The organism is Leptolyngbya sp. NIES-2104, assembly GCF_001485215.1.
Classification (GTDB): domain Bacteria; phylum Cyanobacteriota; class Cyanobacteriia; order Leptolyngbyales; family Leptolyngbyaceae; genus Leptolyngbya.
This window is the reverse complement of sequence record NZ_BBWW01000001.1, coordinates 624,697-642,796: the sequence shown is the minus strand read 5'-3', so window position 1 is coordinate 642,796 and position 18,100 is coordinate 624,697. Positions and strand designations below refer to the sequence as shown.

Genomic DNA, 18,100 nt, shown 5'->3' with positions numbered 1-18,100 from the left:
CTTAGGTGGCATTCTGAAAGAAATTTCGTCTAAATAAATTTATTCAATAGTCGCTGTTTCATGTAATCGAAATCTTCGCGGGTTAACCATAGACCAGGCGGCGGAGTTTTGAGCACGATCGGATAGCACAGCCAAACGGAGAACAATCGAATCGTCGTGGAAGCGAGTAAGGCGAGTCCTAATCCCAATAAGCCAAATATCGGGGTCAGCATCAAAATCAACGGAATGCCCATCGCTAACCCGATGCTTTGAACGACGGTGACGATTCCCGGTCGATCGATTGCCATGAATGCTTGTGAAAGAATGACTGCGATGCCACCGAGAACGGTTTCGATCGCTAAAATCCGAAAGACGGGAATTGCGGGTAGATATGCGGCTCCATAAAGTAGATTGAGCACGATCGGGGCAAGAATCATCATCACAATCGCCATCAAAGCGGCAAGAATTCCGCTAATTCTCGCGGCTCTTCCGGTCAGTTCTACAACTTCTGAAAGCGGACGGGCAGCGGCTTTCGGGAATAGCACCGTGACAAACGAGCTTTGAACGACATAGAGCAATTGACAGAGACTAAACGCGATCGCATACAGTCCCATTGAGGACGAAACCAGCAAACTAACGGCTAAAACTTGCTGAATCTGTCCTGCCAGTGCGCTAATCAAATCAATGCCATACGCTCGAAGTCCGTAATGCAACAATCGCTGAAACGATTTTTTCAGATAGGTGAATCGAATGACGAAAAAACGTCGGGCACACGCAATCATCCAAACCAGAATCGGAATCATCGGGAGCCAGTACGAAATCACCGCACTAAACGGAGTCAGTTGTTTAGTGAGCGCGAGAAAGATGAGCAATCCCAGAGTGCTGAGCGGCGGAATGTAGCGGATTTGATTCGCGATGATAAATTCGTCGCTGGCTTCCATTGCCGATCGCAGAACTTCGGTGAAAATGACGATCGGAACCGCTAACATTAACGCCTGAGAGAGTTGAATCGCTTCCGCGCCATATTTTCCCTGCATCAAAATCGGAATAGCGATAAATCCGACAATCCCACTGAAAACGCTAATGAAAATACCGAGAACAACAGCAGCGGAGAAAGTACGCGATCGATCCGTGGGATAGCGCTTTAGTGTATAAAGCAACGCGCTCGGTAATCCCAACGACAAGGAATAAGCGAAGAACTGGGGCCAAATCGCCATCGCTGCCTGTTCGCCTCGTCCTGATGGACCGAGAATTCTCGCGGTGATGGTGCCCGTGGCGACATTGACCAGGATAATAAACGCTCTAGCCAGTAGCGTTTGTGCGATCGCGGCTGTCCCGTCTCGTCCTCGCAGCGATTGTGAGCCTCGCTGTATCCAGGTAGAGACTCTACCCCAATTTTTCATCGATTCACCTAGTGTCGGAACGCAGATTAATCTTAACGTCCTTCTAGGAGAGAGAAAAAGGCATCGTCTAATTCGTAGCCGAGGGTTTTTGTCATCGATTTGAGGCGCGATCGTGATTCGATTTGCTGCTGTTCGAGCCAGGTCATCAACACAAACGTTTTACTCATCACGAAGATTTCGAGCGCTTCGGGGTTGTATTCGATGCCCGTTTTCTGGATTTCATGCGGGACGAGCATCGCGGCATATCGCCCTAGTTCTTTTTGTGACCAGTCGAGGAGAAAAGGCAGCCACGGGTAAAAAGCATCGAGCCGAATGAACCAGAGGCGGACTTCTGGAATTTCTGAGAATTCGCGCGGGTCGTCGGGTTCGAGTGGGTAATCGATCGTGAATTGTAGAGTTTGCTCGTGTTGGCGGATGTTGGATTTGAGCGGTTCGATCGCGTGAATGGCTGGGGTTAAATCGACGCGATCGATATGGTCTGCGTTGAGATGAATCACAATTGACATAAGAATTTCTTCTGTAGCTGCTCTTCATCTTCTAACGATTTGTGTGTCTTCGATCAACTCTCCTGGTGTCCTCGGTAAATCGGCAACAAGACATTGAACACCGAACCTTCTCCGACACGGCTTTTCACCGTGATCGATCCCCCGCAGTGCAATAACAATTTCTGCACGATCGTTAATCCCAATCCTGCGCCGCTCGTCTCTTCATCAAAGGACTGTCTGACTCGGTAAAAGCGATCGAAGATTTTGGGAACTTCGCTTTGGGCAATCCCGATCCCAGTATCGCGAAATTCAAGCTGGATATATTCTCCTTGTTGTTTCGCTCTCACCCAGACTTGACCGCCTCGTGGCGTAAATTTGATCCCGTTGTGCAGCAGATTAATCACGATTTGCTTTAACCAAGTGGGTAAGCAAGCGATCGCAGGTAAACCCTCCGGGATCGTATACGCCAATCGCACACCTTTTTCTTCTGCTAAGGGTTGATAGGTACTGACCACTCCAGGAACCACATCCGCGACGCTCAACGCCTGAATCGTGGTGTGCTCTGCCATCTGATCCAAGCTCACTAGATCGAGCAAACTGGTAATCAGCGAACTTTGACGATCGCATTCTCGCACCAGTAGTTCCATATAACGCTGTTTTTGAGGGGGTTTTAAGCTGGGAGAATTGAGCAATGTCAACGCCGTTTTCATATTCGTCAGCGGTGTTCGCAACTCTTGACCGACCGTATGCAAAAACTCGTCTTTTAAGCGAATCGTACTGAGTAATTCTTCATTTTGAAGCTGAAGTAGATTTGCTGTTTCAGCTTGGCGGCGATGCGTTGTAGCTCGTTGCCAGAGGTCTTCTTGGCGTTGAATATGTTTCGCTAAAAGTTGATTGGTTAAAGCGGGATTTAAATGATCAAATTCAGGCAGGGGTTCAGGTCGGGACGCTAAGGGCTGAAGGACAGCGATCGCATTTCGCACAATTTCTGGATCAATGACGAGATACGCCATTAACGCTTGCTTCTTTTCAGGGGGATCTTCGTCGATCGGGGTGTCGCTTTGTTGAACGGCTCTAGCGCGATGTCCGACGAGCAGCCCGCAAAATTGATTTGACCAAACGATGAAAAAGTATTCTCTTCTTAAAATGCTGTCGAGTGGAAGTACGATCGGGGTCGTAGCACGCGAAAAGGATTCGAGGCTGGCTGACTCCTCGATTGATTCATCGCGCTGATTCTTGAAGCAAAACACTTGTTGCTGGGGCGGGATGTGATCCAGATAGCGATCGAATTCCGTTTGCCAAGCGTCTCCTTTTGGCAATTTCGCCCAGACCGAGGCAGGCTGATCTTGATCCACGACAAGATCAATCAAACTACTCATCAGTGATTTGAATGTAACCGGACTGATTTGCATCGCGAGCGGTGCCGAGGTCGAACCTGCGACTAATTCGTATAAAGAAATTTCGGAAGTTACAACTGAGGTCATACCGGGTGCTACGGAGAAAGGTGGGTACGCTGCTAACGAGATCGATACGGGTGCCCTTTTATATCTAGCTGCAATCTGAGCTAGCAAAGCAGAATTTTTGACGAAGTTTCAACCTGTTTCCGAAAAAAAACCGGAAATTACGGAGAGAAATCGACCAAAGATTGGGAAACTCGCATTCTACCCTTCAGTGCGTGATTTTCGATAAGGGCGATCGCATTCCAGAGATGCGAACACTCGATCGCAAGGAGGAATGTTTGTAAAGCACAGTTCTGCCTTTTTATCAATGATTTTCTGTAAATAGAGACATAATGTGAGCGTAATCGATGCAGTTGCCGCTGGAGCTTCTGATCATCGAAGTCGTTTCACTGGAGATCAAAGCTATGGCTGGACAAATGTGTTGGTTAGCTGGACTGGGCGGAGGCACGAAGATTCTTCACCTGCGCGAACAGGCTCACCAACCGTGGACACCCTACACATCGTTTCCTCAGTACCGTGTCCCAGATTTGCAGATTCGCGGTGCCTCGAAGGGTTGGACGACTTATCAGAAGCTTAGAGAAATGGGATGGATGCTGATTGCATCGGATCAGGCGTATGTGAAGGCGATCGTGCCTGTGGAGCAGGTTTGAGGCGGAATTGTGCCCCTCACCCTAACCCTCTCCCTAGGGAGAGGGAACAAGAGTTTTAGGGGTTTGCACTGCTAGGGCATGGCAGAATCTAACGATTAAGTGATTTAACTCGATCGTGTCGATGAGAAACGCATCGTGTCCTTGATCAGAATGTAACCATGCAAAGGTGGCATTAGGTCGATGCTGCTAGTTCCTTTTGTTCAACCGGGGGATACAGCACATCTGAGCTAATCGTAACGATCAAAGCAGGCTGCTCGGAATAGTTGCCACCTTGCTCCGGTTGTTCCGTAACAACTGTTGCTACAGATGATGAAATCTCGATCGACATCCAGCGATCGACCCTGACCGAGTAATGGTTCCCACCAGCGATCGTGCGAATGATTTATACCGATCCAGGCGGCTCTTTAGGAGGGGGATCAGACGGTAATCTGCAACTCATCAAAATCGATGAATGATTCGTCAGAGTGGGGATTGCGATCGAAACACTCGCAACTGCTCCAAGAGCAAACAAAGAGAGAATGATAGATTTCATGATGGATGTTGTATTGCGTTGATCACCTAAACATCAAACAGCGATACAAGCGAGATCTGCCCAAACACAGGCAACCCACTTGTATCACTGCTTCTAAGACTTCAATTAAGCTACTTTATCTGCACCCGTTTCCACAGGCAGATCAGATTGGCTGTACTCCGTCCAAGAGCCTTCATACACTCGAACTTTGGGATATCCCAGCAAATGCTTTAGCACCACATATTGCAGCGTTGCTTCTCGTCCCGTACTGCACGAAACAATCACATCATCCGCAGGCGTAATGTTCTTCGATGCCAAAATTTGCTTGATCTCATCCAAGGATTTCAGCTTGTGGAAGTTGCCTTCATTTGTGGCTGCATTGCCTTGAGTGAATGTTACCCAAGGAATGTTCCGCGCTCCTGGAATGTGACCATTGCGCGTCCAGATCTTCTCTTCACCACTAAACAATCTCGGCGGTCTGGGATCAATAAATTTCACAGTTGGTTGATTCAAAAAACCGCGCACATCTGCAAGCGTTACCCGAATCGAAGGATTGTCTTGAACGGTGAATCGAGTCGGTGCGTACTTCGGAAATTCTTGTGTAACGGGCTGTCCAGAAGCTTTATAGGCAGCATATCCGCCATCCAACACAGCAATATCTCTCACGCCCGATCGCTCTAATAGATAAGCGACCATTGTTGCTCCTAGAATGTCTCGTCCCTCCGAGTACACTAGAACGCGACTATTGCGCGACACACCTGCTTGTGAGAAAAGCTCTCCCAGTTTGCTTGTGTTCCAATACTGCACAGGCAATAAGCCATTTGGACCGCGAAATGTATTGTCAGCAATATGAACTGCATTCGGTAAGTGACCTGCAAAGTACTCTAGCGGATTGATGCGGACATCTAGAACACGGAGAGCGCGATCGCTACTATTTTTTGCAACCCAATCCGGTGAAACAAACTGAACCTTTGTGCTTTGACTCGCCATTAATGGCGAAAACGAGAATGCTGGAATTGCAATCAGACTCACGAGAAATGCTGCTAGCACTGCCAGAACTTTAGACTTTTTAAGCCTGGAGCGCAATAACTTCCGAATCATGACTTTAACCTGAAAGTGTTGACTGTAATGAGAATGCAAACAAAACTACGGTAAATTGATCGATTTACTGGATCAATTTATTTTAAAAATTTCACAAAGCTGCAAAAATCACAAGCCCTATTGCATCGAAAATTCTCGATTTTCAGGATTGATGTGCGTTGAAAGCGTGCCTCAAAACTGTCCTCTCGTGATTGAAGGGACAAACAGCAGTGTGAGCAAAATAACCAGGCTAATGACGCAAAATAACGTCAACGTTAGAAGGGGAGTTGCACTATTCATGATGGGAGATCCGAAGGGGCAGGGGCGATCGAGAAGCTCTGTCAACACTTTGCTAAATGTCGTAGTGCCATACCGCATCGGGCTGTAGCAATGTAAGATGATTCGGCAAGCGTTGAACGATGCCTTGTTGCTCGAACTGTTTTAGCACGCGAGTAATCGTCACACGAGTCGTTCCCAATAGTTCTGCGATGTCTTGATGAGTTAATCGCAGTTCAATCAAATGTCCTTTGCTCACTTTCCGTCCGAATTTCTTACCGAGCCAGGTCAGCAGCTTTAACAACATTTCTTCGACCCGACGATGGCTGCGAATCAACATAAACTCTTCTGCTTGTTGCACTCGTGCTAGAAGTTGCTCTGGACTCGGAAACCATTCATCTGGTGAAAGTGGAGTGGCTTCTACATCGGTGAGACACTCAATCTGATAAGGCTCGATCGCAGATAGATGAGTTCCGACCACATCGCCTGCCCCACATAGTCCTAAGGTCACGGTTGAGCCATCTTCAAGCCAAGTCACCATCCGCACCACGCCCGATTCAATCCGCCAAAGTGAGATTTGTCTGAGCGGGAGCGTCGATCGACGTTTGAACAACCGAATTTCAGATTGAATGAGCGATCGAGAAATGACTGTGGAGTGCATGGCGACCTTTGTATCGAGATTCTAGATGATTTAATTACGATAACTTGACCAAATTACCGTATTAATTAGCTTAGATGGTAACACGATCGACGAATTTGTAAAACAGTTGACCTAAAACAATGTGTTGGAGGTGATTAGGAAAAGTCTCGATCACTTTTTTACGTGTTCCAAAACTTCAAGTATCTTTTGTTCTACAAACCCCACTATCTAGAGAAACTTTGTGAAAATTATTTTTGTATATTCTCTCTGGTTGTGAATGAATAGAATCTACTAGAAAATGCTCGGATTAGGCGAAATTGAGAATAATACAAAACCTAAATAAACGCTGAGATTCTCTGCTGGTTTAGAGTTTAAACCTTAGTAATAGGTAAATATATCTCATGGTTCTATAACATTCTGTTTTGATTAATTAGATTTATCATCTCAACAAAAAAGACTACTTGCTTCTATTAGAGGTTAGGAATAAAGTGAGAGTCAGATTGTTAAAAAGCGCTTTTGAATTGAGAAAACCGGATTTCACTCCTTCATTTAGACCCACTATTGATCTAAGGAACGCTCATCATGACCGCTGAAATTCCGATTCGTCCCAGTGTGCATGGGTTAAAACGGGAATGTCTTTCCTACGGCGAGGTATTAGCTCAATCTTTTGCCGTTCTCGCTCCGACGACTGTTCCAGCGGCGGTAATGGGCTTAATTTTCGCTTCATCAGGAAATGGGACTTGGCTCAGCTTTCTGCTAGGGATGATTGGACTCGTCTTTGTTGGGGTCAATATCAATCAGTTTGCACGTCGCTCTGCATCACCGGGATCACTCTATTCTTATGTTGTAAAAGGGTTGGGTCCGACTGCTGGCGTGTTAAGCGGTTGGGGATTGATTCTGGCGTACTTGTTCACTGGAATGTCTACCCTATGCGGCTTTGCAATCTTTGGTCAAAAGCTGCTGGACTATGTGGGCATTCAAACACACATTCTGACGCTGTTTGCGGTCGGAGTAGCTGCGGCTTGGTATGCGGCACACAAAGATATTCAGCTATCCGCCAAGGTGATGTTACTGCTCGAAGGAGCCTCGATCTCTTCAATTCTCCTGCTTGGTGTGCTGATTTGGGGACATCATGGATTCGCGATCGATCCCGCACAGCTCACCCTGCAAAATGCGACACCAGGCGGGATCACAGCCGGAATTGTGCTCGTGGTCTTCGGATTCTCTGGCTTTGAAAGTTCAACGTCACTCGGAGATGAAGCCAAAGATCCCTTGAAGTCCATTCCTAAATCGGTGATGCAAAGTACGATTTTGGCGGGATTGTTCTTTATCTTCATGGCGTATGTGGAAGTTTTGGGATTTCAAGGCGTATCTGCTGATTTAGCCAAAACTGAAGCTCCATTAGATTTCTTAGCACATCAAGCAGGCGTTGATTTTTTAGGAATTATCATTAGCTTGGGTGCATTGCTCAGTTTCTTTACTTGCACATTAGGCTGTATTAATCCGACTGCACGAGTGATGTTTTTAATGGCGCGGCATGGTGTATTTCACACTTCCCTTGGCGCTTCGCACGAAGAGAATATGACTCCGCATACCTCGATCGCGCTTGCTTCACTCTTAACTTTTGTGATCCCGACTGCGGTTGTATTGTTCGGGGTCTCACCGTTTGATAGTCAAGGATACTTTGGCACGATTTGTACTTACGGCTTTTTGCTGGTGTACATTTTGATCTCGATCGCGGCTCCGGTTTACCTGCATCGATTAGGCGAATTGCGCCCGGTGAATGTAGTGTTCTCCGTTTTGGGTGTGGGATTTATGGCTCTGCCGCTCATTGGAACGATCGGGATTCCGGGTAGTGATCTGTTTCCCGCTCCTGAAGCTCCTGCGAATGTTTTCCCGTATTTGTTCGCGCTGTATATTGCGGCTGGTTTTAGCTGGTTTGTGTTTCAGCGGTATCGATCGCCTCGATTAGTGCGACAAATGCAGCGATCGATTGAGGCAATTCACGCCCAGCATGCGAACCCAAATCGAGTAGATGAATCATGACAGAACTGATCAAAGCTTTTACGACTGGAATCACCGCGTTTGTGGCAACGAATCTAGATGACATTGTGATTCTGATGCTATTCTTCTCACAAGTGACTGCTCTATTTCGACGGCGGCACATTGTTGCAGGACAGTATTTAGGATTTGGAGCATTAGTCCTAGCAACCTTGCCGAGTTTCTTTGGAAGTGCATTCTTTCCGCGTCCCTGGATTGGCTTGCTTGGACTGGTTCCAATCGCGATCGGGATGTCTCGACTGCTCAGTCCTGACTCCGAAGATGATGACGATGAGATTTCCGATGAGCAACCAGAAGGCAATTGGTTCACGAGCTTTCTCGCTCCGCAAACTTATAGTGTGGCAGCCGTTACGTTTGCGAATGGCGGCGACAACATTGGTATCTATGTGCCGTTGTTTGCCAGTGCGACTTGGGAAAGTTTGCTCGTGATTGTGACGACCTTTTTCTCGATGGTTGGGATCTGGTGCTATGCCGCGTATCGATTGACTCGTGTGGATACGATCGCACAATCGCTCACCCGATACGGCAATCAATTAGTACCGTTTGTTCTGATTGGTTTGGGTGTGTTGATTTTGATTGATAGTCACACGCTCGAAGACCGTGGATTGACTGTGATTGCTTTAGTTTTGAGCAGCATGGGATTGATTCATCTCATGCGATCGCATGTTCCAACTTTTTCCAAAGATTTAGGAGAATGATGATGAAACGATTGATGGTGATTTTGGTGACACTTGCTGCATTGTTTAGTTTTGCGTTCCCAGTGCTGGCAGATCCACCAAAGTTTACAACCTTGCCTGAATACACAGAAGTCACAACTGCGATCGCGGATTTGCTCAAAGCGCAATCTGATCCGCAATCTTCGGATCTGAGTCCGGTTGAGATTGAACAAAAGCTGGGAGCATTGAACTTACAGAAGTACATTCTGGAAACGGCTTCTGAATGGTCACAGTGCCGTAATGAAACTGGACATACGATCGGGGTTTATGCTCACAAAGCGAAGAAAACGGCTCAGCCGATCGCGTTGTATTATCTCGCAACTGGGCAAGCAACTAGCGATGATTGGAACTGTGATGGAATTTACTTACCCGCAGGCGCGAAACTGGCGGGTCAACCAGAGTTAACAGAACCCGTAGCGCTGCAATTTGTCAGCGGCACTCAACTGATTGCGAAGGCGAATCCAAACGGTGAAATTGAATTGAACTTGCCGCCCGCAAAGATGCTGACTGCATCGGCTGAAAGTGCTTTACCGATTCCGAATCTAACTTTAGCTAGTGTTGAAACCACTGCTCCAAATGCTCCAATCGAAGATTAGTAAGAGTTGAAGTTTATGAGCGCAGAACTCCGAGACAAACCAAAAAGACTCAATCCTAATCGCATTCGGGATCATCTAGCAAACGAGCGCACCTATCTTGCTTGGATGCGGAGTGGTATCGCACTGATGGGGTTTGGAGTGCTGATTGTGCGTTTACGAATTCTGCGCCCGCCGATGGCTCCTCAACCTCCCGGAGCAGGTTGGAAGCTGGGACTTGCATTCTCGATCGCTGGAATTCTCTCGGTCTTTCTATCTACTCAACATTATTTCGCTGTTCGCAATGACATCGAGGAAGATACTTACGAACCTCCGGACCGCTGGGTGATTCTTTCGAGTTTAACGATCGTACTTCTCGGATTAGGCGTAATCTACTATGTTTTCACGGTTCCGCTAGAACTCTTGAATGCAGTGGTGATTGAATAATGAGATCATTTCCACAATTCTTTCAACAACTTCTAGCGGCTCGATGGCAGTCATTATTGCTACTGTTCCTCGGTGTTGTTCTGCCGCTGATTGTTGTGGAACAATTCACGATCGTTGTTCTGAATCAAGGGGCATTTGCCTGGGATCGCTCGATTCTGTTTGCGATTCATAGCACCCATAATCCGATTCTCGACCGCATTGCACTCATGATTACACCTTTGGGCGTGTTCTACGGAGTGTTTCCGGTGTCGGCAGTGATTTCGATTGGATTGTTGTATCAACGTCGATGGCGCAAGCTTACTTATCTACTGGTGACGTTGCTTGGAAGTGCAATGATCAACCGGATTGCAAAAGTTTGGTTGCATCGCGATCGTCCTGATTTCTGGGACTCTCTCACACCGCATACGGATTTTTCGTTTCCGAGCGGTCATGCGATGTCGAGTATGACACTGGTTGCAGTTTTAGTGATCTTGGCGTGGGGTAGTCGCTGGTGTGGGTGGATTAGCGCGATCGGTGGACTGTTTGTTTTAGTCATTGCTTGGACTCGTCTTTATCTTGGAGTCCATTTTCCCAGTGATATTTTGGCAGGCTGGATGATTTCTCTCGCTTGGTCGATCGGGGTTCGCTTAGTGATTCGTCCTCAGCTTGAATCATCGATCGATCAAACGACTGTGCTACCGGATGAATTACAATCCACTCAAAGTTAAAAGGATTGATTTGCCTTGAACATTCTAGAATTTTCGCTGCTGGTTTGGTTTGGATCATTTGTCGCTGGATTTCTGGGGGCACTAACTGGACTGGGCGGCGGAGTGGTTTTAGTTCCTTTGTTGACTTCAGTCTTTGGCATTGATATTCGATATGCGATCGGGGCTTCTTTAGTTTCTGTGATCGCGACTTCTTCAGGAGCCGCATCGACGTATATCAAACAAGGCTTTACAAATCTAAGAATCGGTATGTTTTTAGAAGTTGCAACGGTGATCGGTGCACTGATTGGCGCATTGATGGCAACCTTTGTATCGGTGAAAATGTTGTCGATCGTGTTAGCAATCACATTGTTGTATTCCGCATATTTAGCTCAACAACCTCGATCAGAGTTCTGCGACACAGAAACAATCGATCCACTTGCAGCACAATTGCATCTAAATGGAACTTGTCCGACTCCGAATGGTGCGATCGCTTATGAAGCTCGATCAGTGTCCACTGGATTTAGCATTATGGTAATTGCGGGTGCATTGTCTGGCTTGTTAGGCATTGGATCAGGCGGCTTCAAAGTGTTAGCAATGGATCAAGCGATGAAGCTACCGTTTAAAGTTTCAACCACGACGAGCAATTTCATGATTGGTGTGACTGCTGCGGCTTCTGCGGGAGTTTATCTCGCTCGTGGTTACATTGATCCGGGTTTATCAATGCCTGTGATGTTGGGTGTGTTTCCGGGTGCGTTGCTCGGTGCAAAAGTTTTAGTCGGTGCAAAAACTCAACTGTTACGAATTCTATTTAGTGTAGTCCTCGTTGTGATGGCGCTCAAAATGGTATACAACAGTCTGGCAGGAGGGGTGTAGATGTATCAAGATGCAGACCCAAGAATTTCATCGATCGAGCCTCAGCCGATTGTTCCTTCTCATGAAGCTCAGTTAGAACGATCGATTAGCACTCTTCTGCAATGCGGTGTTTGGCTATCGAGTCTGATAGTTCTAATCGGCGGCGTTCTTTATCTCATGCGTCACGGTAGCGAATCTGTGGATTATCGAGTGTTTCGGGGTGAACCTGCCATGTATCGATCGCTGCCTGGAATTATCACTTCGATGCTGACAGGTCATCGTCGCGGCATCATTCAATTCGGCTTAGTCGTGCTGATTGCAACCCCAATTTTACGAGTACTGCTCTGCTTTATTGCATTCCTGCGGTGGCGCGATTTTACTTACCTTACCATCACAGCTTTGGTACTCTCTGGATTGATTTATAGCTTTGTTGGGGCTTATTTTTGACCTGTTTCAACCAATTGCTTCAGATCAAAAAGTTTCACTCCTTCACCACCTACGATCAGCGGTAGATTTCCATTCCATTTCTCGATCGCTTGTCTTTGCAGTATCTCAGGCGTTAATCCTGGTTGTAATAATTGTTGAGCGGCGGCTTCTCCTCTGGCACGATTCGCGATCGCTTCTGCCTCTCTTACTGCTCTGAGTGCGACAAATTCTGCCCGTTTTGCTTCTTGTTCTGCAACTTGTTTCGCTTCTACTGCTTCGCGAAACCGCTCCGAAAATTTGATATGTACTAACGACAAATCATCAACTGCAATATGATACGGCTGTAATCGTTTTGTTAATGCCTGATCCACTTCCGCTTTGACCGTTCCCCGTTCTGTAACAATCGCTTCTGCCGTATACTTCGCCATTACCGCTTTAAGCACTTCTTCCACGGCTGGACTAATAATTCGCTCGATCACCGCTTGCTTATTCCCGATCTCCTGATACAGTCGATGAGCTTCCGTTGGAATGATGTGCCAATTGAGGGCAACATCGGCATACACATTCTGCAAGTCTCTAGAAGAGGCTTCTGCGGAAATTTCTTGACTCTGAACGCGAACACTCAATTTCTCAACGGTATAAACGATCGGTAAAATGGGATGAATGCCTTCTGATAATACCGTGTCCTGCACCGCACCAAATCGCATCAAAACACCGCGCTCTCCCGCATTGACAATCGCGAAAAAGCTCGAAAGCAATGCTAAACAAAGCAAAACCAAAATGACTTTGAAAGCAATTTGAGACTCTTGGTTATTCTTTGGCACGTTCAGCGGTTTCAAAATGAGAGTTCAAAAGATTCAGTTCACGATCGAACTTCCGTTAATATACAACGAATGCCATAGTTCACCTCATCAGTACCAATCTTCCTCAACAGTATTCGGTTTTCCCACGATCTGAACGTTCAAAGACTTGAGATAGTTTAATCCTTGGTTAATTTGCTGCGGGGTTCCGCGTAGTTCTATATCGCAATAGCTGTCGATCGTATTCTCTCGACTAAGCTGAGCTTCGATAATATTCACAACGAGCTTAAACTGTGAAACTAAACGTGAAAGAATGGGTTCTTGATAATACGAAGCCGGAATTTCTAACCGAAGTCGAACACGATTCAAAGGTTGATATCTCAGTGGGGTCATTGCTTGTTACCTCTCAATGATTAAGCGGTGTGTGCTAACTTCCAACTCACCATCACTAACAATAGATAGATACAAAACCGTAGCGGGCGTTGTGGTATCAGCTTACAAAGTCTTGCACCAATCAACACTCCCGGTACAGAACCCAACCAAATCGGAATCACCAAGCCCCAGTCTACAGTTCCGAGTGTCAAATGCCCGATCGATGTAAACGTCAGTAAAATCGCCGCCTGAGCTAAATCCGTTCCGACGAGCTTCCGAGCATCAAGCTGAAAGAACGCAATCAAGACCAGCGCGAACATCGAGCCTGACGAAACGCTAGTCAGTCCAACAATACAACCGAGAACTGCGCCAAGTGCGATCGCATTTCCTCGCCCTTTCCACGTTTCCAAATTCAACTTAGGTAACGTCGGCAATTCCCACTCAGGCGCAAACGTCATCAGCAACAATTGCACCAAAGCAGTCGCCGCTACTAGTAAAATCGCATACCCGATTAGATGCAACAATAATTCATCTAAATTGAAGCTCTCAATATTGCGCCACCGATGCAGCAACGTCACACCAAACAGCGATCCGGGTACACTTCCCATCGCTAACCATTTCACAGCAGTACAATCGACTGTTTGCTGCCTCCAGTGTTTCGCCCCGCCAATTACTTTCATCAAAGTTGCAGCCACCACATCAGAACTGACCGCAACCGAAGGAGGCACTTGAAACAAAAACACTAACATCGGCGTAATCAGTGACGCGCCCCCGATTCCAGTGAGTCCTACTACAATTCCGACTCCAAAGCTCAGCGAAGTTAGTAATACATACTCCATTGCTACTGACCTCTGACTAGCAAGTCAACGGGCAGATCAAGAACTTTTAGCTGAATTAGAGCGACGACAACGATCGTGAAAATCGAAGAAGAAACCACACCCCAGAACAGTTCTTTTTTCAGATTGCGTTCTTGCGATTGAAAGACATCGATCGCGCCTGCCTGCATTAACAAAATTCCAATTAAGTTGGAGAACCAATATCCAACAATCGTTCCCGGCAGCATCCAGCTCGAAGAGAACAAGCTACAAAGATAGCCAAATCCATACGCAACAGGCAGGTTGAAAATCAGATCGTTCCACCAACACAAGGGAGAAAGAAGCCATCCGATCGCAAATAACAGCCAACCTCGCGCCTTTTTGAAGGAAATCCCCTTCAACTCTATTTCGGTCGTTGCGTCCTGTTCTCTTCTCAGTTCTTTCATGCAAAACCTAGCAAATCGATAAACTTACCGTATTTTACCAGAAAAGAAACTGGAGATCGATAATCCGATAGAATTACCGTAATTTACAAATAGAACACAACCTTACGTATTTCTATAAGCTCAAACGACTGAAGAAAGCGTCTGAGCTTTATAAAGGAAACAAAGCAAGTTAAATATAGTACATTGGATTTGCTTGCAGGAGAGCATCTCTCTGTTGGCGGAGATCTTTAAGGGTGATAGTCGATAAAAACTGCTGCGATCGCAAATCGTTTTCCTGCCAAATTTTGTAAATCATTTCCCGCTCGACCGTGGATGCTGCATCAAGATTTCGCTGTTTACGTTCACCGTCCATCAGCGTCACAACATCGAGCAACGTAATCTCATGCGGTTCACGTGCCAGAACAAATCCACCTTTCGAGCCGCGATGACTGTGAACGAGTCCGCCCCGTCTCAAGGTGGCTAGAATCTGCTCAAGATATCGTTCAGGGATTTGATGCTTTTCATTAATTGCCGCTGCCGTCAGTGGATAAGGATGATGAAGGTGGCTTGCGAGTTCTAGAAGCGCCAGCAACGTATATTCAACCTTGGCAGACAGTTCGAGCAGGGTACACATCTGAAAGTTCGCTTGCATCTAAACTACACTTATTTGATCGGCTTAGTGTAGTTTACCGTACGATCGCTAAATTCTGACACATGAAATCATTCAGAAAGCCCTCTCACATGGATTACGTCCGCAGCAAGAGAGCTTTTTTTGAACTCACACCTATTTCAGTGCATAAGCCGGAAACGTTTTCACTGACTTCGGCTTGAGATGAACCCGTTGATCCGATCGCAGTTCAATCTGATTAAATCGATCGCGCCCCAAATTCACTGTGATCAATTCCCCAGATTCCAACCGGACTTCGACGATGACTTCCCAGCCCAGATGCACAATACGATCGACTTGTGCCGGAACCGTATCAGCCGACGCGGTTAGATCAATGTCAATGTCATGCGGACGTAAAAAGACGCGATCGCTCTCCAACACCTTATTACCGATCGGCAGAATTCCCGAATGTACCGGAACAACGTTGACCGGACCAATAAAGCTCATCACAAACGCACTCGCTGGATGATCATAGATATCGGTTGCAGTTCCCACCTGCTCGACTTTCCCTTGATTCATCACCACAATTTCATCTGCCACTTCCATCGCTTCTTCTTGATCGTGCGTCACAAAAACAGTCGTCACACTCACTTCTTCATGCAAGTGACGCAACCAAGTCCGAAGCTCTTTCCGCACCTTCGCATCCAACGCCCCAAAAGGTTCATCGAGCAGTAACACTTGAGGTTGAACCGCCAACGCCCGCGCCAGCGCTACCCGCTGCCGCTGTCCACCTGATAGCTGAGATGGATAGCGATCGCCTAGTCCTTGCAGTTGAATCAGCGCCAACAATTCCTCTACCCGCTCCCGAACTCTGGCTTTGGAAGTCTTGCGAAGATCCAGCGCGAATCCAATATTCTGCCGAATTGTCAGATGTTTGAACAAGGCATAGTGCTGAAACACAAATCCAATGTTCCGTTTCTGTACGGGGATGTGAGTGGCATCGCGTCCGAGTAGAGCAATTCGCCCCTCGTCGGGTTGCTCCAGTCCCGCGATCATTCTCAGTAAGGTGGATTTTCCCGATCCTGAAGGACCTAGCAGCGCCACTAAAGAATCTGTTTTAATGCTGAGATTAACTCGATCGACCGCGTGAAACGATCCGTAGTGCTTCGATACATCTTGAATTTCGATTCCCACCGCACTCTGCTCCTTCAGTCCTTTATCTACATTTTGTCTATTAGGCTACAGTATATTACAGCTCATTGAGAAGATGTGTAACTTTTAGCACTGTTCGTTTTTGCCATTAAGCTGAAATTGGGTTGAATGAATGCAAAATCATTCCCCGTTTCTTCGCTCGACTTATGTGAGTTTAATAGTATATTAAGGCAAACACAATAAAAAAGCCGTTAAAGTTAAAGCGGACTCTGCGATTTCAATGACACTTGAACAGTTGCGAATTTTTTTAGCCGTTGCAGAGCATTTGCATTTCACTCGTGCAGCCGAAACACTGTACATTACTCAACCTGCTGTGAGCGCTGCGATTCAAACGATCGAAGCAGAATACAGCGTGAAGCTATTTCACCGCATTGGTCGCCGGATTGAAATCACAAATGCGGGACAACTTCTTCAGATCGAAGCTCAGAAAATTCTCGATCAAGTTGCCTTTACAGAGCGGCAATTAAGAGAATTGAACAATCTTCAACGCGGCGAACTGAAGATTGGCTCAAGTTTGACGATCGGAAACTATTGGCTCCCCGATCGCATTAGTCGCTTCAAGCAACAATACCCCGGTATTTATGTGCACTGCATCCTCGGCAACGCGGAGGAAATCGGAGAAGGAACCTCTCTGGGACGGTTTGATCTTGGACTAGTCACAGGTGAAGTAAAGCAATCGTTTCAAGAACACCTGCTGCAAGAATCGGTCGGTCAAGAACGATTGAAAATTGTGGTCGGTCAAACCCATCCTTGGTTTGGTCAATCGACGATCGACACCGCACAACTTGCCACGAGCCAGTGGGTGATGCGAGAATCTGGCTCAGGGGCACAACAGATGTTTGAACAAGCCTTGCATCGTTGGCAGGTCGAATCACCGTTGTCGATCGCGTTAGTGCTAAGTACAAGCGAAATGGTCAAAGCCGTGGTCGAACAAGGAGTCGGAGCGGCAGCACTACCAGAATTAATGATTCAGAAAGAACTCAAACTTGAAACTCTCTGGGCAGTTCAAGTCGTTGATCCTGAAGGCAATAAACTAGACATTGTGCAACCGATTCTCAAGCTAAAACATCAGAAGCGGTTTCAAACACAAGTGATTGAAGCATTTGAGCAATTTCTAATCTAGATGTTTCGTATCATCAACGTTTGTCGATCGACTTCCGCCGATGAAGCAGTCGTTAAACGAATCAGCCGCGAGAACCAATAGATAATCTCTGGCTCACAGCAGGTCGTCAGCCGTGAAATTTCGACTGCAAGCTGATAAACCATTTCACCTTGTGCATCACCTGTCAAACCCGAATAAGCCAGCAAATCGGCTTTTAGATTTCCTGGATATACAGGGAGGCGATCGCCGTTTCGATATTGCAGTCGATCAAGGAACGGTTGCCAATCAATTTCGGTATAGCTCATTTGCATTATCCCCACTCAATATGCTTTTACGTTAAACATTTACACCGATAAAAACAAGCATTCTTTTTTGTTGTTTTAATAACTACGGTTTATGCAAGCGATTTTTTGTATGTAGCTTGAATGCTTGTCTGTTGCTCTTTAGACCATTGCTCCGCCCAGAGTGAACCATGCGGGTGCATAATAAACTAAGGTGATGCAATTGAAAATCAATACTATTT

The 18,100-nt window shown here is 46.6% G+C and carries 22 protein-coding genes; 9 read left to right on the top strand and 13 right to left on the bottom strand.

Translation table 11 applies throughout. From position 1 onward, the window contains the following. Window positions 1–29 precede the first annotated feature (29 nt). The 3 genes from NIES2104_RS03130 to NIES2104_RS03120 are packed head-to-tail and all read right to left on the bottom strand — an operon-like array spanning window position 30 to window position 3,351. Entirely contained in the window at window positions 30–1,382 is a 1,353-nt protein-coding gene (locus NIES2104_RS03130; RefSeq protein ID WP_058995656.1) for a lipopolysaccharide biosynthesis protein, read from the bottom strand. A 32-nt stretch (window positions 1,383–1,414) separates the two neighbouring features. Beyond that, window positions 1,415–1,888, bottom strand: a complete 474-nt coding sequence (locus NIES2104_RS03125) for a CRR6 family NdhI maturation factor (RefSeq protein WP_058995654.1) — start codon at window positions 1,886–1,888, stop codon at window positions 1,415–1,417. 53 nt (window positions 1,889–1,941) lie between these two features. Continuing rightward, window positions 1,942–3,351: an ATP-binding protein gene (locus NIES2104_RS03120; RefSeq protein ID WP_058995651.1), complete on the bottom strand. Its 1,410-nt coding sequence runs from the start codon at window positions 3,349–3,351 to the stop codon at window positions 1,942–1,944. Window positions 3,352–3,674: 323 nt separating this feature from the next. Between NIES2104_RS03120 and NIES2104_RS03115 the strand changes: the two genes are divergently transcribed. Beyond that, entirely contained in the window at window positions 3,675–3,977 is a 303-nt protein-coding gene (locus NIES2104_RS03115; RefSeq protein WP_263970896.1) for a hypothetical protein, read from the top strand. 172 nt (window positions 3,978–4,149) lie between these two features. Here NIES2104_RS03115 and NIES2104_RS33280 read toward each other — a convergent pair whose 3' ends face one another. The 3 genes from NIES2104_RS33280 to NIES2104_RS03105 form a co-directional block, all read right to left on the bottom strand. Beyond that, entirely contained in the window at window positions 4,150–4,305 is a 156-nt protein-coding gene (locus NIES2104_RS33280; RefSeq protein ID WP_156426858.1) for a hypothetical protein, read from the bottom strand. 309 nt (window positions 4,306–4,614) lie between these two features. Continuing rightward, window positions 4,615–5,589, bottom strand: coding sequence for a sulfurtransferase (locus tag NIES2104_RS03110; RefSeq protein WP_058995649.1), 975 nt, complete (start codon window positions 5,587–5,589; stop codon window positions 4,615–4,617). Between the two features lie 331 nt (window positions 5,590–5,920). Continuing rightward, window positions 5,921–6,505 (bottom strand): Crp/Fnr family transcriptional regulator, encoded by a 585-nt coding sequence (locus tag NIES2104_RS03105; RefSeq protein WP_058995647.1) that lies wholly within the window; start codon window positions 6,503–6,505, stop codon window positions 5,921–5,923. A gap of 561 nt (window positions 6,506–7,066) precedes the next feature. On the opposite strand from NIES2104_RS03105, the gene NIES2104_RS03100 reads away from it, so the two are divergent. From NIES2104_RS03100 to NIES2104_RS03070, 7 genes are read left to right on the top strand one after another with little or no spacing between them, the layout of a single operon-like run. After that, window positions 7,067–8,530, top strand: a complete 1,464-nt coding sequence (locus NIES2104_RS03100; protein WP_058995645.1) for an APC family permease — start codon at window positions 7,067–7,069, stop codon at window positions 8,528–8,530. After that, complete coding sequence (locus tag NIES2104_RS03095) at window positions 8,527–9,243, top strand: cadmium resistance transporter (protein ID WP_058995643.1); 717 nt, start codon at window positions 8,527–8,529, stop codon at window positions 9,241–9,243. The genes NIES2104_RS03100 and NIES2104_RS03095 overlap by 4 nt, the downstream gene beginning before the upstream one ends. Then, complete coding sequence (locus NIES2104_RS03090) at window positions 9,240–9,857, top strand: hypothetical protein (RefSeq protein WP_156426856.1); 618 nt, start codon at window positions 9,240–9,242, stop codon at window positions 9,855–9,857. The genes NIES2104_RS03095 and NIES2104_RS03090 overlap by 4 nt, the downstream gene beginning before the upstream one ends. Before the next feature lie 15 nt (window positions 9,858–9,872). Next, on the top strand, window positions 9,873–10,280 hold the full coding sequence (locus NIES2104_RS03085) for a YidH family protein (RefSeq protein WP_058995642.1): 408 nt from the start codon (window positions 9,873–9,875) through the stop codon (window positions 10,278–10,280). Next, the gene (locus tag NIES2104_RS03080) at window positions 10,280–10,987 is read left to right on the top strand and encodes a phosphatase PAP2 family protein (protein WP_058995640.1); all 708 of its coding nucleotides are present in this window, start codon (window positions 10,280–10,282) and stop codon (window positions 10,985–10,987) included. The genes NIES2104_RS03085 and NIES2104_RS03080 overlap by 1 nt, the downstream gene beginning before the upstream one ends. 15 nt (window positions 10,988–11,002) lie before the next feature. Next, complete coding sequence (locus NIES2104_RS03075; protein ID WP_058995638.1) at window positions 11,003–11,839, top strand: sulfite exporter TauE/SafE family protein; 837 nt, start codon at window positions 11,003–11,005, stop codon at window positions 11,837–11,839. After that, window positions 11,840–12,265 (top strand): DUF1634 domain-containing protein, encoded by a 426-nt coding sequence (locus NIES2104_RS03070; RefSeq protein ID WP_058995636.1) that lies wholly within the window; start codon window positions 11,840–11,842, stop codon window positions 12,263–12,265. Here NIES2104_RS03070 and NIES2104_RS03065 read toward each other — a convergent pair. The 6 genes from NIES2104_RS03065 to NIES2104_RS03040 all read right to left on the bottom strand — a co-directional run bounded on the left by NIES2104_RS03065 (window position 12,256) and on the right by NIES2104_RS03040 (window position 16,457). Beyond that, entirely contained in the window at window positions 12,256–13,068 is an 813-nt protein-coding gene (locus NIES2104_RS03065; RefSeq protein ID WP_059001536.1) for a prohibitin family protein, read from the bottom strand. The genes NIES2104_RS03070 and NIES2104_RS03065 overlap by 10 nt on opposite strands. A gap of 87 nt (window positions 13,069–13,155) precedes the next feature. Next, complete coding sequence (locus NIES2104_RS03060; RefSeq protein WP_058995634.1) at window positions 13,156–13,437, bottom strand: NIL domain-containing protein; 282 nt, start codon at window positions 13,435–13,437, stop codon at window positions 13,156–13,158. A 20-nt stretch (window positions 13,438–13,457) separates the two neighbouring features. Further along, complete coding sequence (locus tag NIES2104_RS03055) at window positions 13,458–14,255, bottom strand: sulfite exporter TauE/SafE family protein (protein ID WP_058995632.1); 798 nt, start codon at window positions 14,253–14,255, stop codon at window positions 13,458–13,460. A 2-nt stretch (window positions 14,256–14,257) separates the two neighbouring features. Then, on the bottom strand, window positions 14,258–14,677 hold the full coding sequence (locus NIES2104_RS03050; RefSeq protein ID WP_058995630.1) for a hypothetical protein: 420 nt from the start codon (window positions 14,675–14,677) through the stop codon (window positions 14,258–14,260). A 169-nt stretch (window positions 14,678–14,846) separates the two neighbouring features. After that, window positions 14,847–15,308, bottom strand: coding sequence for an Rrf2 family transcriptional regulator (locus NIES2104_RS03045; RefSeq protein ID WP_082689919.1), 462 nt, complete (start codon window positions 15,306–15,308; stop codon window positions 14,847–14,849). A 132-nt stretch (window positions 15,309–15,440) separates the two neighbouring features. Further along, entirely contained in the window at window positions 15,441–16,457 is a 1,017-nt protein-coding gene (locus NIES2104_RS03040) for a sulfate/molybdate ABC transporter ATP-binding protein (RefSeq protein WP_058995628.1), read from the bottom strand. Window positions 16,458–16,695: 238 nt separating this feature from the next. Between NIES2104_RS03040 and NIES2104_RS03035 the strand changes: the two genes are divergently transcribed. Continuing rightward, window positions 16,696–17,598 carry a LysR family transcriptional regulator gene (locus tag NIES2104_RS03035; RefSeq protein WP_058995627.1) on the top strand — a complete coding sequence of 301 codons (903 nt, stop codon included), beginning with the start codon at window positions 16,696–16,698 and terminating at the stop codon, window positions 17,596–17,598. Here NIES2104_RS03035 and NIES2104_RS03030 read toward each other — a convergent pair. Further along, complete coding sequence (locus NIES2104_RS03030) at window positions 17,595–17,882, bottom strand: hypothetical protein (protein ID WP_202815028.1); 288 nt, start codon at window positions 17,880–17,882, stop codon at window positions 17,595–17,597. The genes NIES2104_RS03035 and NIES2104_RS03030 overlap by 4 nt on opposite strands. Window positions 17,883–18,100: the final 218 nt, after the last annotated feature.

Coding starts and splice junctions, on each gene's coding strand:
- NIES2104_RS03120 (WP_058995651.1), bottom strand. CDS start 3,351: ATGACCTCAGTTGTAACTTCCGAAATTTCTTTATACGAATTAGTCGCA.
- NIES2104_RS03095 (WP_058995643.1), top strand. CDS start 8,527: ATGACAGAACTGATCAAAGCTTTTACGACTGGAATCACCGCGTTTGTG.
- NIES2104_RS03100 (WP_058995645.1), top strand. CDS start 7,067: ATGACCGCTGAAATTCCGATTCGTCCCAGTGTGCATGGGTTAAAACGG.
- NIES2104_RS03130 (WP_058995656.1), bottom strand. CDS start 1,382: ATGAAAAATTGGGGTAGAGTCTCTACCTGGATACAGCGAGGCTCACAA.
- NIES2104_RS03030 (WP_202815028.1), bottom strand. CDS start 17,882: ATGAGCTATACCGAAATTGATTGGCAACCGTTCCTTGATCGACTGCAA.
- NIES2104_RS03060 (WP_058995634.1), bottom strand. CDS start 13,437: ATGACCCCACTGAGATATCAACCTTTGAATCGTGTTCGACTTCGGTTA.
- NIES2104_RS03085 (WP_058995642.1), top strand. CDS start 9,873: ATGAGCGCAGAACTCCGAGACAAACCAAAAAGACTCAATCCTAATCGC.
- NIES2104_RS03050 (WP_058995630.1), bottom strand. CDS start 14,677: ATGAAAGAACTGAGAAGAGAACAGGACGCAACGACCGAAATAGAGTTG.
- NIES2104_RS03125 (WP_058995654.1), bottom strand. CDS start 1,888: ATGTCAATTGTGATTCATCTCAACGCAGACCATATCGATCGCGTCGAT.
- NIES2104_RS03080 (WP_058995640.1), top strand. CDS start 10,280: ATGAGATCATTTCCACAATTCTTTCAACAACTTCTAGCGGCTCGATGG.
- NIES2104_RS03115 (WP_263970896.1), top strand. CDS start 3,675: ATGCAGTTGCCGCTGGAGCTTCTGATCATCGAAGTCGTTTCACTGGAG.
- NIES2104_RS03045 (WP_082689919.1), bottom strand. CDS start 15,308: ATGCAAGCGAACTTTCAGATGTGTACCCTGCTCGAACTGTCTGCCAAG.
- NIES2104_RS03110 (WP_058995649.1), bottom strand. CDS start 5,589: ATGATTCGGAAGTTATTGCGCTCCAGGCTTAAAAAGTCTAAAGTTCTG.
- NIES2104_RS03035 (WP_058995627.1), top strand. CDS start 16,696: ATGACACTTGAACAGTTGCGAATTTTTTTAGCCGTTGCAGAGCATTTG.
- NIES2104_RS03070 (WP_058995636.1), top strand. CDS start 11,840: ATGTATCAAGATGCAGACCCAAGAATTTCATCGATCGAGCCTCAGCCG.
- NIES2104_RS03105 (WP_058995647.1), bottom strand. CDS start 6,505: ATGCACTCCACAGTCATTTCTCGATCGCTCATTCAATCTGAAATTCGG.
- NIES2104_RS33280 (WP_156426858.1), bottom strand. CDS start 4,305: ATGTCGATCGAGATTTCATCATCTGTAGCAACAGTTGTTACGGAACAA.
- NIES2104_RS03055 (WP_058995632.1), bottom strand. CDS start 14,255: ATGGAGTATGTATTACTAACTTCGCTGAGCTTTGGAGTCGGAATTGTA.
- NIES2104_RS03090 (WP_156426856.1), top strand. CDS start 9,240: ATGATGATGAAACGATTGATGGTGATTTTGGTGACACTTGCTGCATTG.